20 protein-coding genes, 1 tRNA gene and 1 pseudogene are annotated in these 23,310 nt (G+C 70.5%); 10 read left to right on the top strand and 12 right to left on the bottom strand.

Annotation, left to right across the window (positions count from 1 at the left end):
• The first annotated feature begins 458 nt into the window (after window positions 1-458).
• Window positions 459-2,354, top strand: coding sequence for a propionyl-CoA synthetase (locus tag ACFPCY_RS18775; RefSeq protein ID WP_378256834.1), 1,896 nt, complete (start codon window positions 459-461; stop codon window positions 2,352-2,354).
• 18 nt (window positions 2,355-2,372) lie between these two features.
• On the opposite strand, the gene ACFPCY_RS18770 is transcribed toward ACFPCY_RS18775, so the two are convergent.
• Complete coding sequence (locus ACFPCY_RS18770) at window positions 2,373-2,639, bottom strand: GlsB/YeaQ/YmgE family stress response membrane protein (protein WP_378256832.1); 267 nt, start codon at window positions 2,637-2,639, stop codon at window positions 2,373-2,375.
• A 293-nt stretch (window positions 2,640-2,932) separates the two neighbouring features.
• On the bottom strand, window positions 2,933-4,435 hold the full coding sequence (locus tag ACFPCY_RS18765; RefSeq protein WP_378256830.1) for a peptide MFS transporter: 1,503 nt from the start codon (window positions 4,433-4,435) through the stop codon (window positions 2,933-2,935).
• 181 nt (window positions 4,436-4,616) lie between these two features.
• Here ACFPCY_RS18765 and ACFPCY_RS18760 point away from each other — a divergent pair, with 181 nt between their 5' ends.
• Both ACFPCY_RS18760 and ACFPCY_RS18755 read left to right on the top strand, forming a co-directional pair.
• Entirely contained in the window at window positions 4,617-6,413 is a 1,797-nt protein-coding gene (locus ACFPCY_RS18760; protein ID WP_378256829.1) for an AMP-dependent synthetase/ligase, read from the top strand.
• A gap of 14 nt (window positions 6,414-6,427) precedes the next feature.
• A tRNA-Sec gene (locus ACFPCY_RS18755) sits at window positions 6,428-6,524 on the top strand.
• Window positions 6,525-6,775: 251 nt separating this feature from the next.
• Here ACFPCY_RS18755 and ACFPCY_RS18750 read toward each other — a convergent pair.
• The 5 genes and pseudogenes from ACFPCY_RS18750 to ACFPCY_RS18730 form a co-directional block, all read right to left on the bottom strand.
• A pseudogene (locus tag ACFPCY_RS18750) lies at window positions 6,776-7,392 on the bottom strand (transposase).
• A gap of 228 nt (window positions 7,393-7,620) precedes the next feature.
• Complete coding sequence (locus ACFPCY_RS18745; protein ID WP_378256827.1) at window positions 7,621-7,983, bottom strand: hypothetical protein; 363 nt, start codon at window positions 7,981-7,983, stop codon at window positions 7,621-7,623.
• A gap of 293 nt (window positions 7,984-8,276) precedes the next feature.
• Window positions 8,277-8,423, bottom strand: a complete 147-nt coding sequence (locus tag ACFPCY_RS18740; protein WP_378256825.1) for a hypothetical protein — start codon at window positions 8,421-8,423, stop codon at window positions 8,277-8,279.
• Between the two features lie 331 nt (window positions 8,424-8,754).
• Window positions 8,755-8,928: a helix-turn-helix domain-containing protein gene (locus ACFPCY_RS18735; protein ID WP_378256823.1), complete on the bottom strand. Its 174-nt coding sequence runs from the start codon at window positions 8,926-8,928 to the stop codon at window positions 8,755-8,757.
• 88 nt (window positions 8,929-9,016) lie between these two features.
• Entirely contained in the window at window positions 9,017-9,232 is a 216-nt protein-coding gene (locus tag ACFPCY_RS18730) for a recombinase family protein (protein WP_378257515.1), read from the bottom strand.
• 376 nt (window positions 9,233-9,608) lie between these two features.
• On the opposite strand from ACFPCY_RS18730, the gene ACFPCY_RS18725 reads away from it, so the two are divergent.
• Entirely contained in the window at window positions 9,609-11,264 is a 1,656-nt protein-coding gene (locus tag ACFPCY_RS18725; RefSeq protein WP_378256821.1) for a serine/threonine-protein kinase, read from the top strand.
• A 647-nt stretch (window positions 11,265-11,911) separates the two neighbouring features.
• Here the strand turns inward: ACFPCY_RS18725 and ACFPCY_RS18720 are convergent.
• The 5 genes from ACFPCY_RS18720 to ACFPCY_RS18700 form a co-directional block, all read right to left on the bottom strand.
• A complete protein-coding gene (locus tag ACFPCY_RS18720) occupies window positions 11,912-12,367 on the bottom strand; it encodes a competence protein CoiA family protein (protein ID WP_378256820.1) in 456 nt (151 codons plus the stop codon).
• Between the two features lie 264 nt (window positions 12,368-12,631).
• Window positions 12,632-12,889: a hypothetical protein gene (locus tag ACFPCY_RS18715; RefSeq protein ID WP_378256818.1), complete on the bottom strand. Its 258-nt coding sequence runs from the start codon at window positions 12,887-12,889 to the stop codon at window positions 12,632-12,634.
• 226 nt (window positions 12,890-13,115) lie between these two features.
• A complete protein-coding gene (locus ACFPCY_RS18710) occupies window positions 13,116-14,225 on the bottom strand; it encodes a CHAP domain-containing protein (protein WP_378256817.1) in 1,110 nt (369 codons plus the stop codon).
• Between the two features lie 275 nt (window positions 14,226-14,500).
• Entirely contained in the window at window positions 14,501-14,686 is a 186-nt protein-coding gene (locus tag ACFPCY_RS18705; protein WP_378257512.1) for a transposase, read from the bottom strand.
• Between the two features lie 31 nt (window positions 14,687-14,717).
• Window positions 14,718-14,861 (bottom strand): hypothetical protein, encoded by a 144-nt coding sequence (locus ACFPCY_RS18700; RefSeq protein ID WP_378256815.1) that lies wholly within the window; start codon window positions 14,859-14,861, stop codon window positions 14,718-14,720.
• 461 nt (window positions 14,862-15,322) lie between these two features.
• Here ACFPCY_RS18700 and ACFPCY_RS18695 point away from each other — a divergent pair, with 461 nt between their 5' ends.
• The 6 genes from ACFPCY_RS18695 to ACFPCY_RS18670 all read left to right on the top strand — a co-directional run bounded on the left by ACFPCY_RS18695 (window position 15,323) and on the right by ACFPCY_RS18670 (window position 23,074).
• Window positions 15,323-17,347: a serine/threonine-protein kinase gene (locus ACFPCY_RS18695; RefSeq protein ID WP_378256813.1), complete on the top strand. Its 2,025-nt coding sequence runs from the start codon at window positions 15,323-15,325 to the stop codon at window positions 17,345-17,347.
• Between the two features lie 139 nt (window positions 17,348-17,486).
• Complete coding sequence (locus tag ACFPCY_RS18690) at window positions 17,487-18,998, top strand: hypothetical protein (RefSeq protein ID WP_378256811.1); 1,512 nt, start codon at window positions 17,487-17,489, stop codon at window positions 18,996-18,998.
• A gap of 304 nt (window positions 18,999-19,302) precedes the next feature.
• Complete coding sequence (locus tag ACFPCY_RS18685; RefSeq protein WP_378256809.1) at window positions 19,303-20,031, top strand: YwqG family protein; 729 nt, start codon at window positions 19,303-19,305, stop codon at window positions 20,029-20,031.
• Window positions 20,032-20,369: 338 nt separating this feature from the next.
• Entirely contained in the window at window positions 20,370-21,035 is a 666-nt protein-coding gene (locus tag ACFPCY_RS18680) for a CatB-related O-acetyltransferase (protein WP_378257510.1), read from the top strand.
• 138 nt (window positions 21,036-21,173) lie between these two features.
• Complete coding sequence (locus ACFPCY_RS18675; protein ID WP_378256807.1) at window positions 21,174-22,526, top strand: SMI1/KNR4 family protein; 1,353 nt, start codon at window positions 21,174-21,176, stop codon at window positions 22,524-22,526.
• A 125-nt stretch (window positions 22,527-22,651) separates the two neighbouring features.
• Entirely contained in the window at window positions 22,652-23,074 is a 423-nt protein-coding gene (locus ACFPCY_RS18670) for a hypothetical protein (protein WP_378256806.1), read from the top strand.
• Window positions 23,075-23,310 lie beyond the last annotated feature (236 nt).

Genomic DNA, 23,310 nt, shown 5'->3' with positions numbered 1-23,310 from the left:
CGGCGCGCGGACGCCTCGCACTCCCGTACGCCCACCCCCGCATCGGAGCACGGACGTCTTGCACGCCCACGCCTCCGGCGCGTTCGTCGGCGCGCGGGAAGGTCTTGCGCGTCCGCGCCGCCGCGCCCGCGTCGGCGTCGGCGTGCGGGTGTTTTGTATTTCGTGGAGGCGCGCGGCTCGCATGTTGCGGCCCGCGGGCTGTAGCTCGTGAACGTTTGTGCTTAGGCGCGAGCGTCCGCTCGCGTTGCCCGGGAACTCGGCAGGTGGCCAGGCAGGCGGGTTGACGGATGGTGGACGGGGCCGGCGGGGGCGCTCCGGGGCGGATCTAGCTGCGGCGTGGGTGGTTGATGGCCCTGGCGGGAGGGTGCGGGGCCCTTGACGGGAGGCGTCCGGGCCGTCCCTTATAGGGGTGCGCCCCGAAACAGGGATTGGGGCCGGGGAGCCGACCGGAGGACGACATGGGCGCCTACGCCGCGGCGTACGAACGCAGCATCTCCGACCCCACGCGCTTCTGGGGGCTGGCGGCGCGCGACATCCGCTGGCTGGTGCCGCCCGACCGGGTCCTGGACGACGGCGCGCCGCCGTTCTACCGGTGGTTCACCGGCGGTGAGCTGAACACCTGCGACAACGCCCTCGACCGGCACGTCGAGGAGGGGCGCGGCGACCAGGCCGCGCTGGTCTACGACTCCCCCGTCACCGGGACCGTCCGGACCTACTCCTACCGGGAGCTGACCGAGCTGGTCGCGCGGTTCGCCGGGGCGCTGCGGGCGCAGGGCGTCGACCGCGGCGACCGTGTCGTGATCTACCTGCCGATGATCCCTGAGGCGGTCGTGGCGATGCTCGCGTGCGCGCGCCTCGGGGCGGTCCATTCGGTGGTGTTCGGCGGGTTCGCGGCGCCGGAGCTGGCCGCGCGGATCGACCACGCCCGTCCCAAGGCCGTGGTGTCGGCGTCGTGCGGCATCGAGGGGTCCCGGCTCGTCGCGTACAAGCCGCTCCTGGACGAGGCGCTGGAGCTCGCGTCCCACAAGGTGGAACGCTGCGTGATCCGGCAGCGGCCGCAACTGCACGCCGATCTCACGCGCCCGCGCGACGTCGACTGGGACGAGGCGGTCGCGGCGGCCGAACCGGCCGGGTGCGTGCCCGTCGCCGCGACCGATCCGCTGTACATCCTGTACACGTCCGGGACGACGGGCCGTCCGAAGGGCGTGGTGCGCGACAACGGCGGGCACGCGGTCGCGCTGCGCTGGTCGATGGAGAACCTGTTCGGGGTCGGCGCGGGCGACGTGTTCTGGGCGGCGTCCGACGTCGGATGGGTCGTCGGGCACTCCTACATCGTGTACGCGCCGCTGCTGACGGGCTGCACGACCGTCCTGTACGAGGGCAAACCGGTCGGGACGCCGGACGCGGGCGCGTTCTGGCGGGTGGCGTCGGAGCACCGGGTGAAGGTGCTGTTCACCGCGCCGACCGCGATCCGCGCGATCAAGAAGGAGGACCCGGACGGGCGGCTGCTCGCCGAGCACGACCTGACGGCACTGGACACGCTGTTCCTGGCGGGCGAGCGGCTGGACCCCGACACCTACCACTGGGCGGCGCGGATGCTGGACCGGCCCGTCGTGGACCACTGGTGGCAGACCGAGACCGGCTGGCCGATCGTGTGCAACCCGCGCGGGCTGGAGCCGCTGCCGGTCAAGCCGGGGTCGCCGTCGGTGCCGGTGCCCGGGTACGACGTGCGGGTGCTGCGTCCGGACGGGTCGGCCGCCGCGCCCGGCGAGGAGGGCGACATCGTCGTCCGGCTGCCGCTGCCGCCGGGCACGCTGCCGACGCTGTGGAAGGACGACGCGCGGTTCGTCGAGTCGTACCTGACCCGCTTCCCCGGCCACTACCTCAGCGGCGACGGCGGGCGGATCGACGAGGACGGCTACGTGTGGGTCATGGGCCGCACCGACGACGTCGTGAACGTCGCCGGGCACCGGCTCTCGACGGGCGTGATGGAGGAGGTCATGGCCGCGCACCCGGCCGTCGCCGAGTGCGCGGTGATCGGCGTCCGGGACGCGGTGAAGGGCCAGGTCCCGCGCGGCCTGGTGGTGCTGAAGAGCGGCGTGCGGGACGCGCCGGAGGCCGTGTGCGCCGAGCTGGTCGCGATGGTCCGCGAGCAGGTCGGGCCGGTGGCGGCGCTGAAGGAGGTCGCGGTCGTCGGCGCGCTGCCGAAGACCCGCTCCGGGAAGATCCTGCGGGGCGCGATGCGCGGGATCGCCGACGGCCGGGACGTCCCGGTGCCGTCGACGATCGAGGACCCCGCGGTGCTGGAGAGCCTGCGCCCCGTCCTGCGGGGCGATACCGGCGAACCGGCGTGAACCGGCCGGCCCGCCTCGCTAGTAGGACTTCTTCGGCCAGAAGGCGGCCACCAGGTAGACGCCGATGACGGCGAACGCGATCTGGAAGAGCGTCTCCCAGAAGTTCCAGCCCTTCGTGTGAAGGCCGAACAGGTGCGCCAGGCCGGTTCCGAGGAACGCGGCGACGATGCCGACGACCACGGTGAGCCAGATCGACATGTTCTGCTTGCCCGGCACGATGAGACGGCCCAGGGCGCCGATGATCGCGCCGAAGACGATGGCGGTGATGATGCCCCCGATGGTCATGTCCGCTCCTTCGGTAGGGAAAGGGCCCCGCTCGGTCACGGAACCGTCACCGGTCAGATACCCCATGAAGGATCATTGACACGACCCGCGATCATCCTGTCATGGAGCGGACAGACCTCCCGACCTGCGAACCCGTCCGTCCGAGGCGTCGGCGAGGGCCTCGGCAAGCGCCTCGGCGAGGCGTCCGCGAGGGCCTTGTCGAGGCGTCGGCAGGGGCCTCGGCGAGGCCTCGGCAGGGCTCTCGGAGGGAGCGGCGGCGAGGGCGGCGGCGAGGGCGGCGACAGGAGGAGGCGTCAGGTGCGGCTGGGCGCCAGTTCCTCGCCCTCGCCCATGATCCGCCGCAGGGCCCGGACGAACAGGAACAGCACCAGGCCCGCGGCGACCGAGAACAGCCCGAGGACGAGGAAGTACCGGACGTCCCCGAAGCGGTGCTGGAGCCGCGCGACCTGCCCGCCGACGGCGTCGCCCGCGGCGGTGGCAAGGAACCAGACGCCCATCATCTGGCTGGCGAAGGCGGTCGGCGCGAGCCGCGTCGTCACCGACAGCCCGACCGGTGACAGCGACAGCTCGCCGAGCGTCTGCAGCAGGTAGACCGCGATCAGCCACAGCAGCGACACCTTGACCGTCCCGCCGTGCGTGGCGTGCGAGGCGACCGACATGAGCACGAACGACAGGCCGCTCATGATCAGCGCGAACCCGAACTTCAGGCCGGTGGAGACGCGGTCGCCGAGGCGCAGCCAGAGCCAGGCGAACACGGCCGAGAAGCAGATCACGATGATCGGGTTGATGTTCTGCGTCCAGGACGCGGGCATGTGCCAGCCGAGGACGTTCAGGTCGACGTTGTCCTGGGCGAAGATGTTCAGCGGGCCGGCCGCCTGGTCGAAGATCATCCAGAAGAGGGCGGCGGCGAGGAACAGCCACGCGTAGGCGCGCAGCTTGACCCGCTCCCCCGCGCTGACCTCGTGGCTGCGGAACATGTACCCGAAGTAGCCGACCGGCACGGCGATCGCCAGGACGGTCAGCGCGACGGTGACGCCGTCCACGGTGAGGTGCCCCGTGGCGGCGGCGACCGCGACGACCACGAGCGCGGCGGCCACGACCGCACCGGTGATCTTCAGGAAGCGGGCGCGCTCGGCGGGGGTGAGCCGGTGGCCGGGCTGGTCGCCGACGCCGCGCAGGTGCCGTCCGCCGAGGACGTACTGGACGAGCCCGACCGCCATGCCGACCGCCGCCGCGCCGAACCCGAGGTGCCAGTTGACGTCCTGCCCGAGGTATCCGACCACGAACGGCGCGAGCGAGCCGATGTTGATGCCCATGTAGAACAGGGAGAACGCCGAGTCGCGGCGGGCGTCGTCCTCCCCCGCGTAGAGCTTGCCGACCATCGTGGAGATGTTCGGTTTCAGCAGCCCGGTGCCGAGGATGATCAGTACGAGGCCCAGGTAGACGAACCCGGCGCCGCCGGGGATCGCCATCGCCAGGTGCCCGAGCATGATCACGAACCCGCCGAGCAGGACGGCCCGGCGCGCGCCGAGGATCCGGTCGGCGACCCACCCGCCGGGCAGCGCGACGAAGTACACCATCGACATGTACACGCCGAGCAGCGCCTTCGCCGTGCCCTCGGCCATGCCGAGGCCCGACTCGGACGGCGGCGCGATCAGGAACAGCACCAGGATCGCGCGCAGCCCGTAGAAGCTGAACCGCTCCCACATCTCGGTGAAGAACAGCGTGGCCAGCCCCCACGGGTGGCCGAAGAACGTGCGTCCCCCGGACGCACGGTCCGACGTCGTCGTCGCCATGCGGTCTGAAGCCCCCCAGCCGTCGTCCGCGCCACCGGCCCCCTGCCGGCTTCTCGCGGAACGTACCCGCGTGATCGCGGATAAAAGTCCGGACGCGACCGCCCGGGTGGATCTTGCCGAGCGCCCGCGCCCCGTGGTGCGATGCATGTCTGCAAGTGCTTACTGACATCGGGAGGGCGCGATGACGACCATCTGCACGGCGCTGGCCGAGACCGCGGGACGGCACGGCGACAGGCCCGCCTACTCCGACCGCGCCGACGGCGGATGGCGGACGCGCGGCTGGTCGGCCTTCCGCGACGCCGCCCTGGAGGCCGCCGCCGGGTTCGCCGCGCTCGGCCTCGAACGCGGCGACGTCGTCGCGCTGATGATGCCGAACCAGTCCGAGCACGTCCTCGCCGATCTCGGCGCGGTGCACGCGGGCGGGGTCCCCACGACCGTCTACGCCACGCTCGCCGCCGACCAGATCGGGTTCGTCGCCGCCGACTGCGAGGCCCGCTACGCCGTGCTCGACGGCCGCGACCAGCTCGACCGCTGGCTGCCCGTCCTCGACCGGCTGCCCGGGCTGCGCCGCGTCATCGTCGTGGACGCCGCCGCCTGCCCGACCGGCGACCGCTTCCTCACCTGGGACGCCTTCCTCGGCCTCGGCCGCGCGCACCTCGCCGCGCACCCCGCCGACGTGGAGGCCCGCTGGCGCGCGGTCGCGCCGTCCGACGTGCTGACCCTGCTCTACACCTCCGGCACCACCGGGCGGCCCAAGGGCGTGCTGATCACGCACGAGATGGCGCTCGCCGAGGCCGAGCTGGTGGAGAACGCCTCGGACCTGCCCGACCACAACGACGCGATCTCCTACCTGCCGTTCGCGCACATCGCCGACCGCGTCCTCAGCTACTACCTGCCGATCCGGCGCGCCGCGCACGTCCACTTCTGCCCGGACCCGGCGCAGCTCACGACCGTCCTGCGCGAGGTCCGCCCGCACGGCTTCTTCGGCGTCCCGCGCGTCTGGGAGAAGATCATGGCGGGCGTCCAGGCCGTCCTCGCCGCCGAGCGGGACGAAGCGAAGAAGCAGGCCGTCGAATCGGCCCTGGAGGCGGGCCGCGCCTACATCGCGGCCCAGGAGTTCGGCAACACCCTGACGCCCGAGGTCGAAGCCGCCTTCACCCGGGCGGACGCCGCCGTCCTCGCGCCGATGCGCGCGCTGCTCGGCCTCGACCGCGTCCGCCAGGCGTCCAGCGCCGCCGCGCCGCTGCCCGTCGAGGTCGCCCGCTTCTTCGCCGGCCTCGGCCTGAAGATCTTCGACGCCTACGGGATGACCGAGACCACCGGCGCCGTCACCGCCAACCTCGGCGACTGCTTCAAGCTCGGCACCGTCGGGCGCGCCTTCCCCGGCGTCGACCTCGAGCTCGACGCCGACGGCGAGATCCTCGTCCGCGGCGCCACGATCACCCCCGGCTACCTGAACCGTCCCGAGGCGACCGCCGACCTGTTCACCCCCGACGGCTACCTGCGCACCGGCGACATCGGCGCCCTGGACGCCGACGGCTTCCTCCGCGTCGTCGACCGCAAGAAGGAGATCATCATCACCGCGGGCGGCGAGAACATCGCCCCGTCCCTGCTGGAGAACCACCTCAAGGAGCACCCGCTCGTCGGCCAGGCCCTCGCCTTCGGCGACCGCCGCCCCTACGTCGTCGCCCTGATCACCCTGGACGGCGAGGTCGCCCCCGTCTGGGCCGCCGCCCACGGCATCGACACCACCGACCTCGCCGCCCTCGCCGAGCACCCCCTCGTCCTGGAGGAGATCGCCCACGCCGTCGAGGACGCCAACACCCGCCTGGCCCGCGTCCAGCAGGTCAAGAGATGGCGCCTCCTCCCCGCCGAGTGGACCGCCGAGTCCGAGGAGCTCACCCCGACCCTGAAACTCCGCCGCCGCGTCGTCCACGCCAAGTACGCCGACGCCCTGGCCGCCCTCTACACCCCCTGACTAGACTCCCGCCCGGAGGCGGAAGAGCGCCTGGTGGCCTCCCCTGTCTTCAAAACAGGTGGTCCCGAGCACCTCGGGACGGCGGGTTCGATCCCCGCCCGCCTCCGACCAGCACGAACGCCCCCGCCACCCGCCCGCCTCACCCCCGAGACGATCCCCGAGCCCCCGTTCTGAGAACCAAACGAGAACACACGGCTAGGAACCCGTCCCGGTGTCTCCCCCCGGCAGCAGCGTGAGGATCTTCTCCGCCGCGGCGTCGTGCACCGCTTCGCGGACGCGCGTGTAGTAGCAGCTTATGGGGTTACATAGAAGGAGACCTACCCTGATGAGTATTAAGTATTAAGTTGCTCCGCTCGACCGGCTCACAAGAAGTGGCGACCACTCAGGAATTCCCGAACACGACCGCGCAGGCTCACCAAGGGGTGGGTGCCAGGCACCGGACGAACTTTCTCGGGTAACCCGCTTGGGTGAGCCGGGGGGCGAAGCGCGGCTCCGCCCCTCATCCAGCATCTCCACCGCAACTGCCACCTGGGCCGGTGGGGCACCTCGGGCGGGACGCGGCAGCGCCGGTGCCGCTCGGCGGCACCAGGCCTGTCCCAGCTCTCAAGCAGAAACAACCGCCAGGCCAGGGGGCAGGACGCGGGATCGGTGGCCGCGTGCACACTCACCGCCACCTGGCAATTGGCGGTCTTGCCCAGCGGCGGACAGTGCTGCCCGGCCACCGCAGGCGACAGGTCACCGTCCGTGGGGAAACGGTCTCATCCACCACCCACACCTGCGGCCGGACCACAGCCAACACCCGGCGCGCCGGCCGCTGCCCCACCGCGACCACCGGCCCGGCCGAGGAGATGACGAACTGCTGCAGCCGCCGGTAACCGACACCGACCCGGCAGGCCATCGGCTGCACCGACGTGCGCCGCCCGCCCAGGAGCAGACCCCGCAGATACAGCCCACCCGTAACCCGCTGACCCGACCGCACCAGCGGCACGAACACCTCCGCCGTGAAACCCCCCGGCCGCTCACCACACCCAGCAAGCTCCTCCGGAGACACACCCCGGCGAACCACCAGACCCCGAACCCAACCAACCACCTACAAAGTCCTCCTAGAGTCCCGCCGCCGACGGCGCCGTGCCTCTTGCCGACCAGTGGGCAAGAAGCACGGCCGGGCCTTCACGTCACGGGCGCAACCTGATCGAGTTGATCGGGGTCATGTCGTACCAGACGAGGTCACCGGCGACCGGGCCGGGAAGCAGTTGCTGCCCCCCGTAGCCGTAGCAAAGATCGACGTGAGCGTTTCCCGACTAGTCATTGTCCACAAACCACCACCCGTTCCGTGATGCAAGTTATAGGTGCCGTAGTAGTAGTACTTGCGCCAGGAAGCGCCGTCTTCGGTGAACAGGCACACATCGCCGTACGGGCAGCCGTAATCGTCATCCAGTGCGGCTGCGGTCGGCTTTGGTTTGCCGGGTGCGTGGTCTGCGGCGTTCGCGGTCGACGTTCCGCCGGCGAACAGGGTCGTCATGGTGGTCGCGGCGGCGACCGCCATGAGCAAGGTGCGCGGCTGACGCATTCCGCCTCCTAGGGGTTGGTGAACCGGAGCGGACGGCGACCGAGGGGGCTGAGATGTGGCCGCCGGTTCCCCGCATCCGCCAATCCGAGGCCGACTGCCGTCGCGACGGTTGCTGTCCTGCTCGACATGATGCTCGCGTGGGTCGCCCGTCAGAGAATCGTCCGGTTTCGGTCGTGCCGAACAAGCGGGGCGGACGTGGCGACCAGGCGGTGCTTTGCTCCCGGTGGCCGGTGCATGGGTGTAGGGGAAGGCCGAACGCTCGTCGCCGGCGAGCGTTCGGTTTACAGACCTTGTCAGTCCCCTTGCTCCTCGGCGGCTGCGAGGTCGAGCAGGAGAGCGGCCAGAGCCTGGTCGTATTGTGCTCGGTCGAACAGGAACGGCCCGAACGCCGTGTAGTCGCGAGTACGGCGATGGATCTGCTCGAAATCGTTCCACACCACCAGGTTCCCCCCGGTGTGATCCGGGTCATGAGCGGCCAGCAGCCGACCTCGCCACACTCGCAGGCCAGTACGGCCGTCTTGGGGCCGAGCCCGGGGTTGTCCTTCCCCAGGAAGTACTCATCGAGTGGTCCGTATCGGTAGGAGGCGGGGATCAGGCCTTCGTAGGCGCCACCGGCCGGCCGCATACCCGAGTCGATCTCGAATCCGTCGATCAGCTCAAGCAGTGGCCGACCGTCCAGGATGGGAACCACCTCGTGGACCTGTCGTTCAGGCCGCTGCCGGATGGCGAACTCGATCGTGCGCAGGCCCGTGGTCATGACGCGCTCGTGCTCTAGGGCTGCTCGGCGACCGCCGTGCGGTTCAGGACCCGGTAGACGGTGGCGCGGCCGACGCAGAAGACCTCCATGAGTTCAGCGATGGTGTCGTCGCCGGTGGCGTGCATCCGCACCAGCTCGGCTTGCTGACGGTGGCCAGCTTGGACGCGCGGCCTTTGAGTCCGCCGCAAGAGCGGGCGATGACCATACCTTCGCGGCCGCGCATCAGGTCAGCCTCGAACTCCGCGAATACGGCCGACATGGTAAAGAACATCTTGCTCACGGGGTCGGCTGGGGCGTAGATGCCGCCGCCCAGCGACAGGCGGACGCCGCGATTGACCAGAGTGCCGCCGATGTCGCGGGCATCGGCACCGACCAGGCCAGTCGGCCCAGTCTCGGGACGACCAGGGTGTCACCGGCGCGGACGGCCGCCAGCGTCTGGTCCAGGCCGGGCTGTTCCCGCTTGGTGCCGGTGAGCCCGTTATCGCGATGGATCCGGTCTTCGGGCGCCCCCGAGGCCGGTGAGGATCTCGCCCATGGCGGCGGCGTAGCCCGTCGGCATGATCACCGCCTCAAGCGAGCCGGGCCCACCGAGCACCGACGTCGTGATCAACCGCTGATCCACCGGCCTTCCGCAGACACTCCATCGCGGTCGAGGAGCGCACACCATCCACCGAGATCATTCTCGGCGCCAATGCTGTCCGCAGGTACTTTCCCCCCCCCGAGGAGGCCTTGCCAGGACCGTCCCCTCTTCGCAGGACCACGCAGAACATACCGGGCCCGGCCCCGAAATACGCTTATGTTCCCTTGAGTGCCCGGTTCCTGAAAAGATCTCACCCGAAAGCTTGATCCTCGAAGGGGGCCGTGTGGGATGGAACCGCTGCGGGACACCGATCCCCGGCGGGCGGGCCGCTACCGGCTCGCCGCCCGGCTTGGCGGCGGCGGGATGGGCGAGGTCTACCTCGGTGCGTCCCCCGGCGGGATGACCGTCGCGGTCAAGATTGTCCGTGCGCACCTGCTGCAGGGCGACCCGTCCTTCCGGGCCCGGTTCGCACGCGAGGTCGCCGCCGCCCGCAGCGTCGGAGGCTTCTACACCGCGCAGGTCGTGGACGCCGACACCGACGCCGAGCAGCCTTGGCTCGCGACCGCCTACATCCCCGGCCCGTCCCTGTACGACGCCGTGCGCGCACGCCGCGAACCGCTTCCCGAACACGCCGTCCGGGTGCTCGGCGCGGGCCTCGCCGAGGGCCTGGCCGCCATCCACGGATGCGGCGTCGTCCACCGCGATTTGACCCCGCGCAACATCATCCTCGCCGACGGCGGACCGCGCATCATCGACTTCGGTATCGCCCGCGCCCTGGACTCCGCGCCCAACCCCGCCAGCGGCGTCTTCGGCACCCCGGAGTACATGTCGCCCGAGCACGCCAAGGGCCGCGCGACCGGGCCGTCCAGCGACGTGTTCTCACTAGGCTCGGTACTGACCTTCGCCGCGACCGGACGCAGCCCCTTCGCGGCCGAGTCGCCGCTGGCCGCGCTGCACCGCGTCATCGACGACGCGCCCGACCTGCACGACGTGCCCTCCAGGCTGGTCTCCGTGATCGCCGCCTGCCTTGCCAAGTCCCCGGACACGCGCCCGGACGTGGAGGACGTCCTCGAACGCCTCGCCTCACCGGCCGAAGCCGTCACCGAGTGGCTCCCTCAGGACGTCATGGACATGGTCACCGGCTACCGCACGCGCAGCCGGAACGCCCTTCACCGGACCCGCCGCACCGTCGAACAGACAGACCCGCCGCTCGCGGCGAAGCCCGACTCGGTGGACGGGCCTGCGGAACCGGGCGCTCCCCGGCCGACGGGAGAGCCGATGTCGGCGCCGATCCCACGAGTGATCCCGCCGAAACCCGATACGGCTCTGTGGACTCCGCCCGCGAACCAGTCGGCCGCCCAGAATCAGGCGTCCTCGACCGCTGCGAAGACGCGACTCACCGCAACACACGGCCCACAGCCGACACCCGCGGTGCCGGGCCGACGACCGGCGAACAAGCTGAAGCGCACGCTGTCCTCCATTTTCGCGCCAGCCAAGCCGGCCGCCGGAAGGAGTTCGTCGCCCAAACCGTCCGGCCCGGCACAAAGTGGCAGGGCAACGTCGGCCTGGACCTCGTCATGGTCCAGGTCGCCTGTCCACCGCACCAACTTCGTCCGCCGCACCAGCTTCGTGATGGGTCCCGCGCTCATGGCGGCGCTGGCCATCGGATGGGTGATCCTGCATTTTTATGTGGGTGGCGCGCGCCAGGCGAGAATCGGTGACTGCCTCTACCTGTGGAACAGCAGGGTGTGGAACAAGGAACCCTGCAAGCACCCGATGATCGGCGAGCCCGCCTTCAAGGTCGTGGGTCGCCGCACCACCGACCCGGCCAACCCCGTACCCATCGACCCACCCTGCGCTCCAGACGATCGGGAGGTGCACTTCCTTACGTCGAAAAAGCAGGCCGGTGTGACACTGTGCCTACGCCCTTTGGTGGAGAACTAGTCGGCTTGTCTTAAGCGAGAACGGTCGATGTCCAGGGTTGAGCTCTACGCGGCCGTCCGGAACGCTCGGTAGTCGAGTCCTGCCGGACGGCTACGACATTTCGAGTCGAGAGCGCCGGCCCCAGACACCTCGCCGGTCGGCATACGGTTGCTCTGGGCGCGGCCCGCACGGGCGTCACCTAAAGGCGCCGGTGATGTCTGCCCTGATTGCCCAGCCAGGTGGTGTGCAGCTGGAAGCGGTGTGGAAGCCCCCCTCCATCCGCAGATGCAGACCGCCTGGCCGCCAGAGGCCTTCTGGCGCTTCGCCCGTGAGGTGCTCGGCTCGGCCGGGCGACCGGGCTCCGCTGCCGGTGCCGGTGCCGGTGCCTGAACTCTTCCTCGTTCGGCAGGCGGGGCGCCCTTGCTATGCGTCTGAAGGAACCTCTTCAGGTCCTTGCGTTCGGCGGCGAACCCAAGCGGCGGAAAGCGCCCCAGCACCCATCTCACATCGCGCAGGAGCCCGGGTTGGGGCGTTCGGTCTTGGTGCGATTCAGGATGATCTCCACCCAGTCCGCCACCCAGGCTACGTCGCGGACAGCCGTATTCGCCTGGATTTCGGCGATGCGGGCAGGCGCCGGCGCATGAGGGGTGAGCGTTCGGTGGTCGCCTTCACTGCCCTGCTGGCATCTTCGGATCGTCGTCGTCGAGCACCACCGCGACCTTCTTGCGGCCGTCGGAGGATTCGAGCAGCAGGCCAGCACACCCTCCTGCTGCGGCAGCAGACTCCTGAAGGAATTCAGGAGTCCTGGCGGGCGCCCCTTGGCGGGCGAGCCACGCCTGCAGATCACGGTCGATGAACGGGTGATCCGCGCTGTCTTCTCCCAACCTGGTCCGCCTGCACCAGTCTTCCGCGTCCGGGAAGTGAGCGAAATGCGGGACTCTCTTCTTTCCGATCCGCGTCGTGATGCGGCGGCCGCATCCACCCAGCCGGGTGCCGCACCAGAAGGTGGCGCCTTTGTGGGTCAGCCGCAGGCCCATGGCGGTGGCGTAGTCCGTCGGCATGATCACCGGCTCCAGCGAGTCGGGCCCACCGAGCACCGCCGTCTTGATCAGCCGCTGATCCACCGGCCCTCCACAGACGTTCCATCGCGGTCGAGGAGCCGACGAGGCCCGGCGCCCTGGGGCAAATCTTCGTGGCACAAATAGCCCGTGAACGCTTCAGCCGATCAGGCTCCGCAGCCCTTCCTGCGGTCTTCTCGTGTTGATGCTCGCCGAGCGCGGTACGCCACACAAGCCCACCCGGTCGAGACCGAGTGGACGTGCGGGCCAGGACACCACCCCGGGGGCTGCTCCGCTCAGACCGCTGACACTGGCGGGGTCTGCGACGGGTCACCGAGTGGGCGTAGACACGCAGCCATGGCGGTCGAGTAGTTGGTCGAAGAACGTGTTGAGGTGGGATTTGGCCGTCTCGGGGTCGGCGAACTCAGCGGTGCCGAACCGATAGACCTCATAGCCGCTGAGGGTCAGAGCCCGGTCCTCAGCCATCATCGCGGCGTAGCGCTGCGGGTCGGCCCGGCCGTTCTGGTCGGCGTAGAGCAGCCGGCCGTCGACCTCCAGGACGACGCGGGCGTGCTCGGACAGTAGCACTAGGAAGTCCATCCGGGCCTGGCCAGGCGCAGACGGTCCAGCGATGACCACAACCGGCGGACTAAAGGACGATCGGGGCTTGCTGGCAGCTCACCTGGGCCGTTGGTGGGGCCGAGTTCGCATGGCTGGATGCCCTCACCCGGGAGCCGGGTGAGGGCATCGCGGTTGCCGGGGGCCGACGGGTTCGGCTGCACCCTGGACGCTCGGGCGGATTGTCGTGGCGGGATCAGAAGCCCTTGATATGGATGAAGTGGTCGGGCCAGGGCACCGTCCAGGCGTTGTGGCCGTTGGAGGTGTCCACTGCCCCCTGCCCCGCACGGAAGTACAGGGTGGAGAACCGGCCGTCTTCCCGCAGGTTGTATCCGGCGATGGTGATGCCGCCGTCCGGGAACACCGCGGTCACCTCGGCGACGTGCCCGACCTTCATTTGGCCATTGTCGGCGTTGTTGTCCCACTGCGCGATCGAGCCGACGCTGGGTGTCCTGTTGCCGGTCGCTCCATTGCCCGCGGCGTTGGCCGACCAGTCTCCGGCGTTGCCCCAGTTATCCACGACGTCGATGGACCTACGCCAGTCAGAGGGAAGATTTCTGTCTCTGGGAACCTGTGTGCCTCCAGAGTTCTCATAAATTTTCCACGCGGCGAAGGACACGCATTCCTGGTTCCAGCCCCAGAGGTTGCGGAACGTGTCCTTGCCCGCTTTCCATGCGGCCGGATAGTCGTCGTAGCCGGAGACGAACCGGTTGGTGAACACGAACCTCTCCCACGGCCCGATCGAACTGGCGGAGGTGCGGGCGCGTAGCGTCCCCTTGCTGTTGCCGCTCCAGCTTTCCTCGGCCGCGACGACGTAGTAGGTGCCGTGACCGTCGTAGGCACCGAAGCTGATCGTGCCGTCGGAGTTGGCCCGGTAGTAGAAGGTCTCCCACAGGCCCGGCGTGGTCGAACCCGACCGGACGTCGAGGATCCCGTACTGGCTGGTTCCCGGCTGGCCGCCGAACTCGGCCGACACATAGTTCTTGGCCTGGTTGGACCACAGGTAGAACGAGTTGTCGCCGTCACCGGTCGGGACGAACTTCCAGTGCTCCCAGGGACCGGGGGCGGCGCTGCGGGACCTGATGTTGCCCCCGGCGCCGGTGTCGGTGGCCACGAACTGATGGTCGTAATTGGAGACGAGCAAGGTGTCGGTCCCGGACGGGGCAGCCTGCCCGGACCGGGCTGACGGGGCCGCCTGGGCGGACGGGCCGGCGGCTACCAGCGCGCTGACAGCCAGGGGGATTACAGCGAACGCGGCGACGATGCGGATGAAGCGGAGCGGGCTATGGCCGCTTTTCGTTGACATAGGGCATTTATACAAATCGTTGCGATCGATGGGGAGTCGCTTTTGTTTGGTCATTGATTGATTGGTGGAATCGGTGTCTGCCGGGCAGGGCCACGTGGGAAAACGCCTTGAAGTTCCTGCGTCGAACGGCTACGGCAAGGACGTCTCGCGGCCGGCCGGGCCGGACTGCATGCCGTCCTCGGCCGATCTCGACCTTCGAGCCCAGGTCGCGGACGTTGCCAAAACAAAAAGGCGCGCGCGAGCAGCGGCCTACCAGGCCGCCTACCCGGGGTCTATCAAGGCCCGCAGAACCGCCGTAATGATGCGCGCACTGGGCTGGGGCCGGTGCCCTTCCCGTTTACGGACCAGGCCCGAAGCAACCCGGTGAGCCGGGCGAACACCCCGTCGTGCCCCCACCGGGCGAAGTAGGCGTAGACAGTCTGGAAGGGCGGGCAGTCGTGCGGCAGGTAGCGCCACGGGATCCGGTGCGGTTGAGGTCGAGGACCGCGTTCATCATGGCACGCAGGTCATGTTCGGGTGGACGCCGAAGTCCAGCACGGCGGCGCGGCGCTGCTCGGGCCAGGCGGCCAGGGTCGGCTCGATCAGCTTCCACCGGGCATCGGACAGATCACTGGGACAACGACGAGCTGCCCTCATGTTGGGTGGTGGAGCGCACGTTCGGCCGGCTGATGTTGCACCGCCGCCCGGTCCGCGACTACGGGGACGCTGCCTGCCCGCTCCGGAGCCGTGATCCACATCGCGATGATCGACTTGATGACCCGCCATCTCACCGGCGAATCCACCCCAACCTGGCGTGATCCCTGAGCCAGCAGATGCAGAACGAAACTCCCCTTCAAGACGACGCCGTCCTGGTGGAACACCGGCCTGCGCGACGGCGGCGCCACCGTCGCAGAGGACCATCCCAAAAGGGGATTCGCGTATCGCTTTCTGCTCGGACCGAACGCGGCCGACACCCGACCGGGAGGCGAACGGACCGTCCGGGACGGGTTCGGACCGCGGCGCGCCGCGTCCGGAAAGGCCAACATTGACCCTTGCCGTCCGGCAGCGAAAACATGGTCATGCGAAGTGGCACGGGGGCCGACTGAGGAGAGGCGGTCATGGGCAGACGCGAGGCGCCGGTCCCCGAAGGGCCTTTGCACGACTTCGCCCTGGGGCTGCGCGCCCTGCGAGCGAAGGCGCCGGGAAGTCCGGCCTACCGCCAGCTGGCGAAGACGGCCTGCTACTCGGCGTCCGTGCTCTCGATGGCCGCTTCGGGGCGGGCCCTGCCCACCTGGGACGTCACTCGCGCCTACGTCCAGGCGTGCGGCGGAGACACCGAAGAGTGGCACGCGATCTGGACGCGGCTCAACGACACCCTGCGTTCCACCCATCCCGAGTTGGTCACCGCGCAGGTCGCCGACAAGGCACGCGAGGGGACGCGGGAGACCACGCGGAATGCCGCACAGGAGACCGCGCGAGACGCCGCCGCACCACGGCCGGACGGTACCGCACCGCAGCACGGCCGCGTCCCGCTGTCCGAGAGCGGCACGGTCTCCGCGGACGACCGCACGGGTTCTTCCGGCCGGACGGACCGTCCCGATCGGAGCGCGGCGCGGCGGACGGCCACGGCCGATGACCGCACCGCGGCCGTCGCCCCGCTGATGCGCTCCGACCCGGCCAGCATCGGGCCGTTCCGGCTGCTCGGACGGCTGGGAAGCGGCTCGATGGGCGTCGTCTACCTGGGCGCGACCAGGACCGGACGGCCGGTCGCGGTGAAAGTCGTCCGCGCGCATGTCGCCGAGGACTCGCATTTCCGGCGCCGGTTCGCCGCCGAGGTCGCCGCCGCGCGGCGCGTCCAGGGCCCCTGCACGCCCGCCGTCACCGACGCGGATCCGGACGCCGAACCGCCGTGGATGGCCACCGCGTACGTGCGCGGTCCGGCGCTCAGCGACGTCGTCGAGGAGCGCGGGCCGCTGCCCGCCGAGGCGGTGCTCGCCCTGGCGGCCGGGACCGCCGAGGCGCTCGGTTCCATCCACGCCGCCGGGGTGCTGCACCGCGACCTCAAACCCTCCAACGTGCTGCTGGACGGCGACGGCCCCAAGGTCATCGACTTCGGTGTCGCGGCCACCGCCGACGCCTCGCGGCTCACCCAGACCGGCGCCCGCGTCGGTACCGTCCCCTTCATGGCGCCCGAGCAGGCGGAGGGGCGCCCGCTCACCGGCGCGGCCGACGTGTTCGCCCTCGGCTCGCTGCTCGCCTACGCCGCCACCGGGCACCCGCCGTTCGGGGACGGCGGCGCGGGCGAGGTGCTGTACCGCGTCGTCCACGCCGACCCGGACCTGTCCGGGCTGGACGGCGGCGGCGAAGCGGACCGTCGGCTGCGGGAGCTGATCCTGCGCTGCCTGGCCAAGGATCCGGACCGCCGTCCCACGCCGCAGGAGGTCGTCGACGCCGCGACCGCCGCGCTGCCGGACGGCGTCCCTGCGTCACTGCCGCATCCGGGCACCACCGCCCGCGACGAGCAGGTCGCCGCGCTCCTCTCCCCGGCCCACCGGCGGAACCGGGTACCAGCGCGGCGCCTGCTCGTCGCCGCGGCCGCCGTCATCGCGCTGGGCATCGCGGCGGGCATCGCCGTCCTGCTGCTCGGCGGCCCCCGGCACACGCACGACCGCGGGACGCCGACCAGCAGGACCGCCACGCCGAGCAGCGGCCTGGCGCACGCTCGCTCCTCCTACGCCCCGGTCTACCGGGACCGGCGCCTGGAACTCCCCGACTACAACTTCTACATCGACCTCGACGCCGGCACGGTCGTCGAGGGCCACGGCGGCTGGACGATGAGCAGCAACGCAGGCGGCGACGGGCACGGGGCCTTCGAGCTTCCCGCCGCCACCGACGCCTACGTCCCCGCACCCGGCGGCGCATCGCTGACGGCCGACGCCTGCGCGGCCGGCCTCGCCAGCGCCCCGACGCGGCTGCCGACACTCGACGGCGACACGATCCTGCGCTTCCCGCGCGTGCCGCCCGGAAGCAGCTTCTGCCTGCGCTCCCGCCCGACCGGCCGGCTCGCCGTGATCAGGGTCATCGACACCGACGACGGCGACTACGGCGCCAAACTCGCCATCGACGCCTACGAGCGGTCCTGACGACCGACCCCACATGCGGAGACCCGCAGCGCTTTGATGCGGTTTTGATTGTTTGACCGGAATCCCGGGATCGGCGTTGCCGCAGGTCGCGTGCGGCGCGCAACCTTGCCGCACACCCACCGACTCCCGGGAGGAGCCCATGCCCGCACCATGGTCCGCCGGTCCGCGCCCGCGGCGGGCGGCAGGCGCGTGCGCCGCCGCAGCACTGACGGCCACCGCCGTCTGCCTGTCGGCGAGCCCGCCGGGCCCCGCCGCGGCCACCGCTCCGACAGCCGCGATTGCCCGACCGGCGACCGCGACCGCCGACCCCCTCTTCGGCGCCAACATGTCCTTCTACAACGCCAACGACTCCCTGGCGACCAACGCCGACACCCAGGCGCTGTTCCGCAGCTGGGGCCTGCCGTTCATCCGGGTGCCGCTGCGGGCCGCGTTCGACGGCGGCGCGACCGTGACCGACGCGCAGCTGCTCACCGCCCTGAAAGCCGTGAGAACGGTCGGCGCGACTCCGGTGCTGATCCTGCGGGGTCCGGGCGGCGGACGAACCACCGGCGCCATCACCGCGACCGACACGCACCTGCTCGACCTCGTCCACCAGGTCTTCGGCGACGGAACCGCGTATTTGGAGTTCGGCAACGAGCCGGACCTGGCCGCCAACCCGCCCGTCACCGCCGACGCCTACACGGCGGCATGGAACGCGGTGATCCCCACATTGAAGGCCAGATACCCCTCGGCCGGATACAAGTACGTCGGGCCGGTCACCTCGCGCGTCGACCACTCCTACGTCGACTACCTCGCCACGTTCGTGGCCGGAGCCGTTCCCAAGCCCGACCTGCTGTCCTGGCACGAGTATGTCTGCGACTCCAAGGCCGCCGGCTGGCAGGACACCTGCACCGGCAACCTGCCGCACTGGCAGACCCACGTCACCAACGTCGAGGACGCCGTCACCGCGAAGCTGGGCCACCCGCTCGACTACATCGTCTCGGAGTGGAACATCGACCCGAACGCCACGGGTCCGGTCTACACCGACGGCGCCAACGCCCCCTACCTCGCCAAATGGACCACCACGGCGCTGGCCACCCTACGCGCGCTGACCCCGGCGCCGAAGGCGACGATGATCTACACCGCCACCGACCACGGCGACTTCGCGCTCGTCAAGGGCTCGACCACCCTCACCGCGCAGGGCCCGGCCTTCCACGACGCGATGACCTCGTCCCCGCCCACGACCCCGCCTACGACCCCGCCGGGGGCGGTCACGGTCGGGTTCGAGGACGGCACCACCCAGGGCTGGAGTGGCTACTACGGCAACGCCGGCCCCGCAGTCACCACCGACCTGGCCTACGAAGGCACCCACGCCCTGCACTTCACCCAAAACACCAACGGCCACACCGCCGTCGGCACCACCACCAACCTCACCCCAGGAGCCACGATCACCTACCACGTCCACGCCACCCAACCCACCACCGTCACACCGTTCACCCGCGACCCCAACTACACCCCCACCCTCACCACACCCACCACCCTGACCCCCAACCAATGGACCACCATCACCTGGCACACACCCACCACAACCACCACCAAAGCCATCGGCCTAGACGCCGACCCCGGCACCGGCACCATCACCATCGACGCCCTCACCTGGCCCACCTCCTGACGACGTAGGCGGCATCCTGGAACCGGCGCCTTCTCCGGTCCGCGGCCGATCACCCCGGCCGCGGACCGGTCGCGCCTGGGCCTGTTCAGCCGACGACGGGCCGCGGAAGCTGGCCGAGGATCCCGCCGAACGTGCGCAACCACCACCGGCCGGCCTGCTCCACGCCCTTCTGAGTCCACCCGGTCGACAGACGACGACGCCACATCCCGTCCACACACCGTTCGTGCAGCTGCTCCCAGTGGGGCCGCCAACCTGATCCCAGGCGACCTGCCCCACGCCTGCACCTGCTCGCCGCTGACCTGGCATGCACGCGGCGGGGCCGGACGACCGGGTCGTCGGGCGCCTCGGAGGCGAACCGCGTCTGCCGCCCGACACCCGGTGGCCGTCCTGCGACGGCCACGGCCCGCTGTCGTTCGTCGCCTCGCTCGACTGCGCCCGGCTGCCGGGAACGGGCCTGCCCGAGGGCGGTGAGCTGCTGTTCTTCTACTTCGACGGGCAGCTCGACGACTACGCGTCCTTCGTGAGCGCAGCGGACCCGCAGACCCGCGCCGCCTCGCGCGTCCTGTACGTGCCGGAGGGCGTCGAGACCGCGCCGCGTCCGGCTCCGCAGCCGTTGGAACCGTTCCGCCAGGTGTCCCTGCGGGCCGAGCCGGCGGTGCCGCCGCTCCGGATCACCGATCCCGAGGTGTGGGAGTCACTCGGCATCCCACCGGACGGCCTGGACGAGCTGGAGGCGTTCAAGTACGTCCTCATCGACAACGACGAACCAGGGCACCAGGTCGCCGGGCGCCCGTGGATCGTCCAGCACGAACCCGCCTACGAGATCGCCTGGAGCGTCCTCGGCACGTCGGACTACGGCGACCCGCGCCTTGAGCGCGAAGCTGCGAGATGGGAACTGCTGGCCCAGTTCGCATCCGACGACGACGCGGGGATGACATGGGGAGACGGCGGAACGCTGTTCTGGCTGATCACTCCCGACGACCTCGCCGCCTCGCGATTCGACCGGGCCCGCTTCACCTGGCAGAGCCATTGACCCACGGCCGACCGCCATGGCGTCGCCGGGCCGTGCCACGCGCTGCGGCCCGGCGTCGCCGTACCGACGGCGGCGATCGGGCCGGTGCCCCCGGAAGCGGCTCGGGTCCCGGGATCGAGGTCTCCCGGGACAGGTCTAGGACAGGGCAGTGCCGCGACGGCCGCCGTGACGGCACCCCGCTCGCGGGGCCACCCGGCGAGAAGGAACGCCTCGCAGCCAGGACCGCCGAGTTCGGCGCGCGCCGTGCCGAGCAGTGGATCAACGGGCTGAACTGTGAAAACATACTAAAGCGACGCCTGTCGCAATAGCGTCGCCTGCCGACCAGACCGAGAGGAACCATCTCCACGATGCCCCCCGTACCGGCCGACCCGACCGTCCTGCATCCCATGCCGGAACAGCCCCGCGTGGTGCTGCTCAAGCCGCTGGTGAAGTCCCCGCTGATCGAGGTCGGTGAGTTCTCGTACTACGACGACCCGGACGACCCGACCGCGTTCGAGACCCGCAACGTGCTCTATCACTACGGGCCCGAGCGGCTCGTCCTCGGGAAGTTCTGCGCCCTGGGCACGGGCACGCGTTTCATCATGAACGGCGCCAACCACCGCATGGACGGCCCGTCCACGTTCCCCTTCCCCACCATGGGCGGCTCCTGGGCCGAGCACTTCGACCTGCTCACCGGACTGCCGAACCCCGGCGACACCGTGGTGGGCAACGACGTGTGGTTCGGCAACGGCGCGACCGTGATGCCCGGCGTCCGGATCGGGCACGGGGCCATCATCGCGACCGGCGCGGTGGTCACGCGTGATGTGCCCGACTACGGCATCGTCGGCGGCAACCCGGCCAAGCTCCTGCGCCGCCGCTACCCCGACGAGGACATCGACCGCCTCCTGGCCTTGGCGTGGTGGGACTGGCCCCTGCCGCACATCACCGAGCATCTGCGCACGATCATGTCCGGCAGCATCGAGGACCTGGAGAAGGCGGCTCCCACACCGCCCCGCGTGCGCTGACCCGTCCTCCCACCCATCCGGCACGCCACAATCGAGCTTTCAAGATCCTCGCCGGGCACTGATCCGAACGAAAAGGTCGGACGATTCTGGCACAATCGCCCCTCCAAATGATCTTCGAGACCGCACCGGAGGCCGACCATGCCCGCGCTCGACGACTTCGCCACCTGGGAGCCCCTGCTGAAGCTCATGCGTGCGGCCCTCGACGCCCCCGAAGGCCGGGCTGCCGGGTCGATCGCGCCGGGAGTCTGGAGCGTCCCGGTGAAACGGCCGCCCATGACTCCCGGCCGGGCCATGCGGATCGAGGACATGCAGGAAGAAAGGGATGCCGTGCGGCGCGTCCAGGAGGCGCTCGGCGGCAGGGACGAGATCTCGTTCATCGCCGACTTCGAGGCGTCCGGACGGATCGTCCTGCGCCTGATTCATCAGACGACCACCGCGCGACCGGGCATGGGGACCAACGGACCGGGCTCGGTCGTCCTCGTGGACGGCGCCGTCCCGGAGCCCTGGCGCCGCCTCCCCGAACCGGCCCCGGACGCCGCACCCTCCCCCACGGCGGACGCGGCGCTGCTGGAGCGGACGCTCCGCGAACGGCTCCCCGACGCGATCGGCGCGACGGACGAGGAGATCGCCGCCGCCGAGGCGCGGCTCGGCATCGCCCTACCCGAGGAGCTCAAGGCGATCTACCGCGTCACCCGGTCGCGGTGGAGCGACTTCGACGGCGACGAGGCGATGAACAGCCACGCGAGCGCCGTCCGCGCGAAGCTCTATCCGCTGGACTCGCTGTACATCGCGGACGCCGCGTCCCGTCCGGCTTTCTCTCCGCCTCTGTGGGAGTACGCCGCTACTGAGGCGGTCGTCACGCGGCCGGACTCGGCGGTGCAGGGGCTGGTCGGATCGCCGGGCTGGATCGCGTTCGGAGAGGACCGCGGCGGTGACGTCTACGCGATCGACCTCACGCCCGGCCCGGCGGGGTACACGGGACAGGTGATCTTCCTGAGCCGTAGCGCGCGCATCGGCGCGGAGCCGGTCGCCGACTCGCTCACCGACATGATCGTCCACGGGCGGGAGACCTGGGGGCGGACGCCGGACGCGACGCCGGAGGTCGCCTACGTGAACGTCGGGAACCGTTCGAGTGTGAAGGCCGCTGCGCATCCTGACCTGGAGGTGCTGCACCTCGGCGTCTGGGAGGACGAACCGCACAGCCTCGCCCCGGTCTTCGGCTGCCCGAAACTGCGGACGCTGGCCGCCTACCCCGACACGCTCGCCGACCCGCTGGAGATCACCCGCCTGGCCGGCCTGGAGTACCTGGGGCTGTCCGCAGCGTACTGGCGCGTCCTGCTCGACGCGGACGCGGTGCCGCGGAGCCTGCTCGCGGCGGGCTTCGAGGGCCACGATGACGACCCGCTGGAACGGGTGGAGAACGCCAACCGGCTGCTCGCGCTGTTCGGCAGGCCGCAGATCACTCAGACCGTCGTCGAAGGCGTCCTCTAACGCCCCGCCCGCCGCGCCCGCCGGAGCCGCGTTCGCCGGAGCCGCCGCGCGTCCGGTCGTCGCCGGCACCGCAGCGGGCGCGGTCGCCTCGGGGGTTCAGCCGGGCGCGGGCACGGTCCCGCAGGGTGCGCTTAGGAGCGCGGGCGGACACCGAACCGAAGATCATCGTGCCCGCGATCTCCACGGTCGGGCCGTCCGCCTCCGGACGGGTCCGCAGGTCGCGGGTGCTCAGCGCGCTGCGGCCGCATCCCCGTCCCGACGCCACCGCGTCGTTCGGCTCCTCTGAGGACGAGGTCCTGGAAGACCGCATCCAAATCCTCTTCATTCCCGGGAATCCGGACGCGGCCCTCGCCTACCTCGAACCCGAGCTCGCGATCCGCAGGAACGCCGGCGCATCCAGCAGACGCCGCCTCCTGCTCGCCGACTGGCAGGCGAACTTCCCAAGCACCCCGCGGTGTTCCCGACCGAAGCCCGACCCGTCTGCTCAACGTTCTCAACCTCCCACCCCACCGCCCCCGTGCCACGAGGAAGAGCAGGACCACGCCTGACATCTCCGGGCGCAGCCCGCTGCAGTCCGGTTCCCGCAAAGCGGCACCACGTTGATCATGAGAAGGCGGGAACCTGTCCTTCCGCCATGGACCCAGTGACCAGGAGGAGAGACGCGGATATCGTCGCCGCGCCGGCCGTCCCGGCGAACTCCAGGGTTGGAAAGGGCCCGAGCGACTGGAGCATTTCCAACTCATCAGCGAGAAACTGCTGAGCTACGTCACCGCCCAGTTCCTCA

This window comes from Actinomadura gamaensis (assembly GCF_042652125.1).
In the GTDB taxonomy this organism is placed as follows: Bacteria; Actinomycetota; Actinomycetes; order Streptosporangiales; family Streptosporangiaceae; genus Spirillospora; species Spirillospora gamaensis.
The sequence above is the reverse complement of the archived record's forward strand: the minus strand, read 5'-3'. Positions and strand labels throughout refer to the sequence as shown.

Bases quoted from the DNA above. Each gene is read 5' to 3' on its own strand.
- ACFPCY_RS18775 (WP_378256834.1), top strand. From the start codon at position 459: ATGGGCGCCTACGCCGCGGCGTACGAACGCAGCATCTCCGACCCCACG.
- ACFPCY_RS18770 (WP_378256832.1), bottom strand. From the start codon at position 2,639: ATGACCATCGGGGGCATCATCACCGCCATCGTCTTCGGCGCGATCATC.
- ACFPCY_RS18765 (WP_378256830.1), bottom strand. From the start codon at position 4,435: ATGGCGACGACGACGTCGGACCGTGCGTCCGGGGGACGCACGTTCTTC.
- ACFPCY_RS18760 (WP_378256829.1), top strand. From the start codon at position 4,617: ATGACGACCATCTGCACGGCGCTGGCCGAGACCGCGGGACGGCACGGC.
- ACFPCY_RS18745 (WP_378256827.1), bottom strand. From the start codon at position 7,983: ATGCGTCAGCCGCGCACCTTGCTCATGGCGGTCGCCGCCGCGACCACC.
- ACFPCY_RS18725 (WP_378256821.1), top strand. From the start codon at position 9,609: ATGGAACCGCTGCGGGACACCGATCCCCGGCGGGCGGGCCGCTACCGG.
- ACFPCY_RS18710 (WP_378256817.1), bottom strand. From the start codon at position 14,225: ATGTCAACGAAAAGCGGCCATAGCCCGCTCCGCTTCATCCGCATCGTC.
- ACFPCY_RS18700 (WP_378256815.1), bottom strand. From the start codon at position 14,861: ATGAGGGCAGCTCGTCGTTGTCCCAGTGATCTGTCCGATGCCCGGTGG.
- ACFPCY_RS18695 (WP_378256813.1), top strand. From the start codon at position 15,323: ATGGGCAGACGCGAGGCGCCGGTCCCCGAAGGGCCTTTGCACGACTTC.
- ACFPCY_RS18690 (WP_378256811.1), top strand. From the start codon at position 17,487: ATGCCCGCACCATGGTCCGCCGGTCCGCGCCCGCGGCGGGCGGCAGGC.
- ACFPCY_RS18685 (WP_378256809.1), top strand. From the start codon at position 19,303: ATGCACGCGGCGGGGCCGGACGACCGGGTCGTCGGGCGCCTCGGAGGC.
- ACFPCY_RS18675 (WP_378256807.1), top strand. From the start codon at position 21,174: ATGCCCGCGCTCGACGACTTCGCCACCTGGGAGCCCCTGCTGAAGCTC.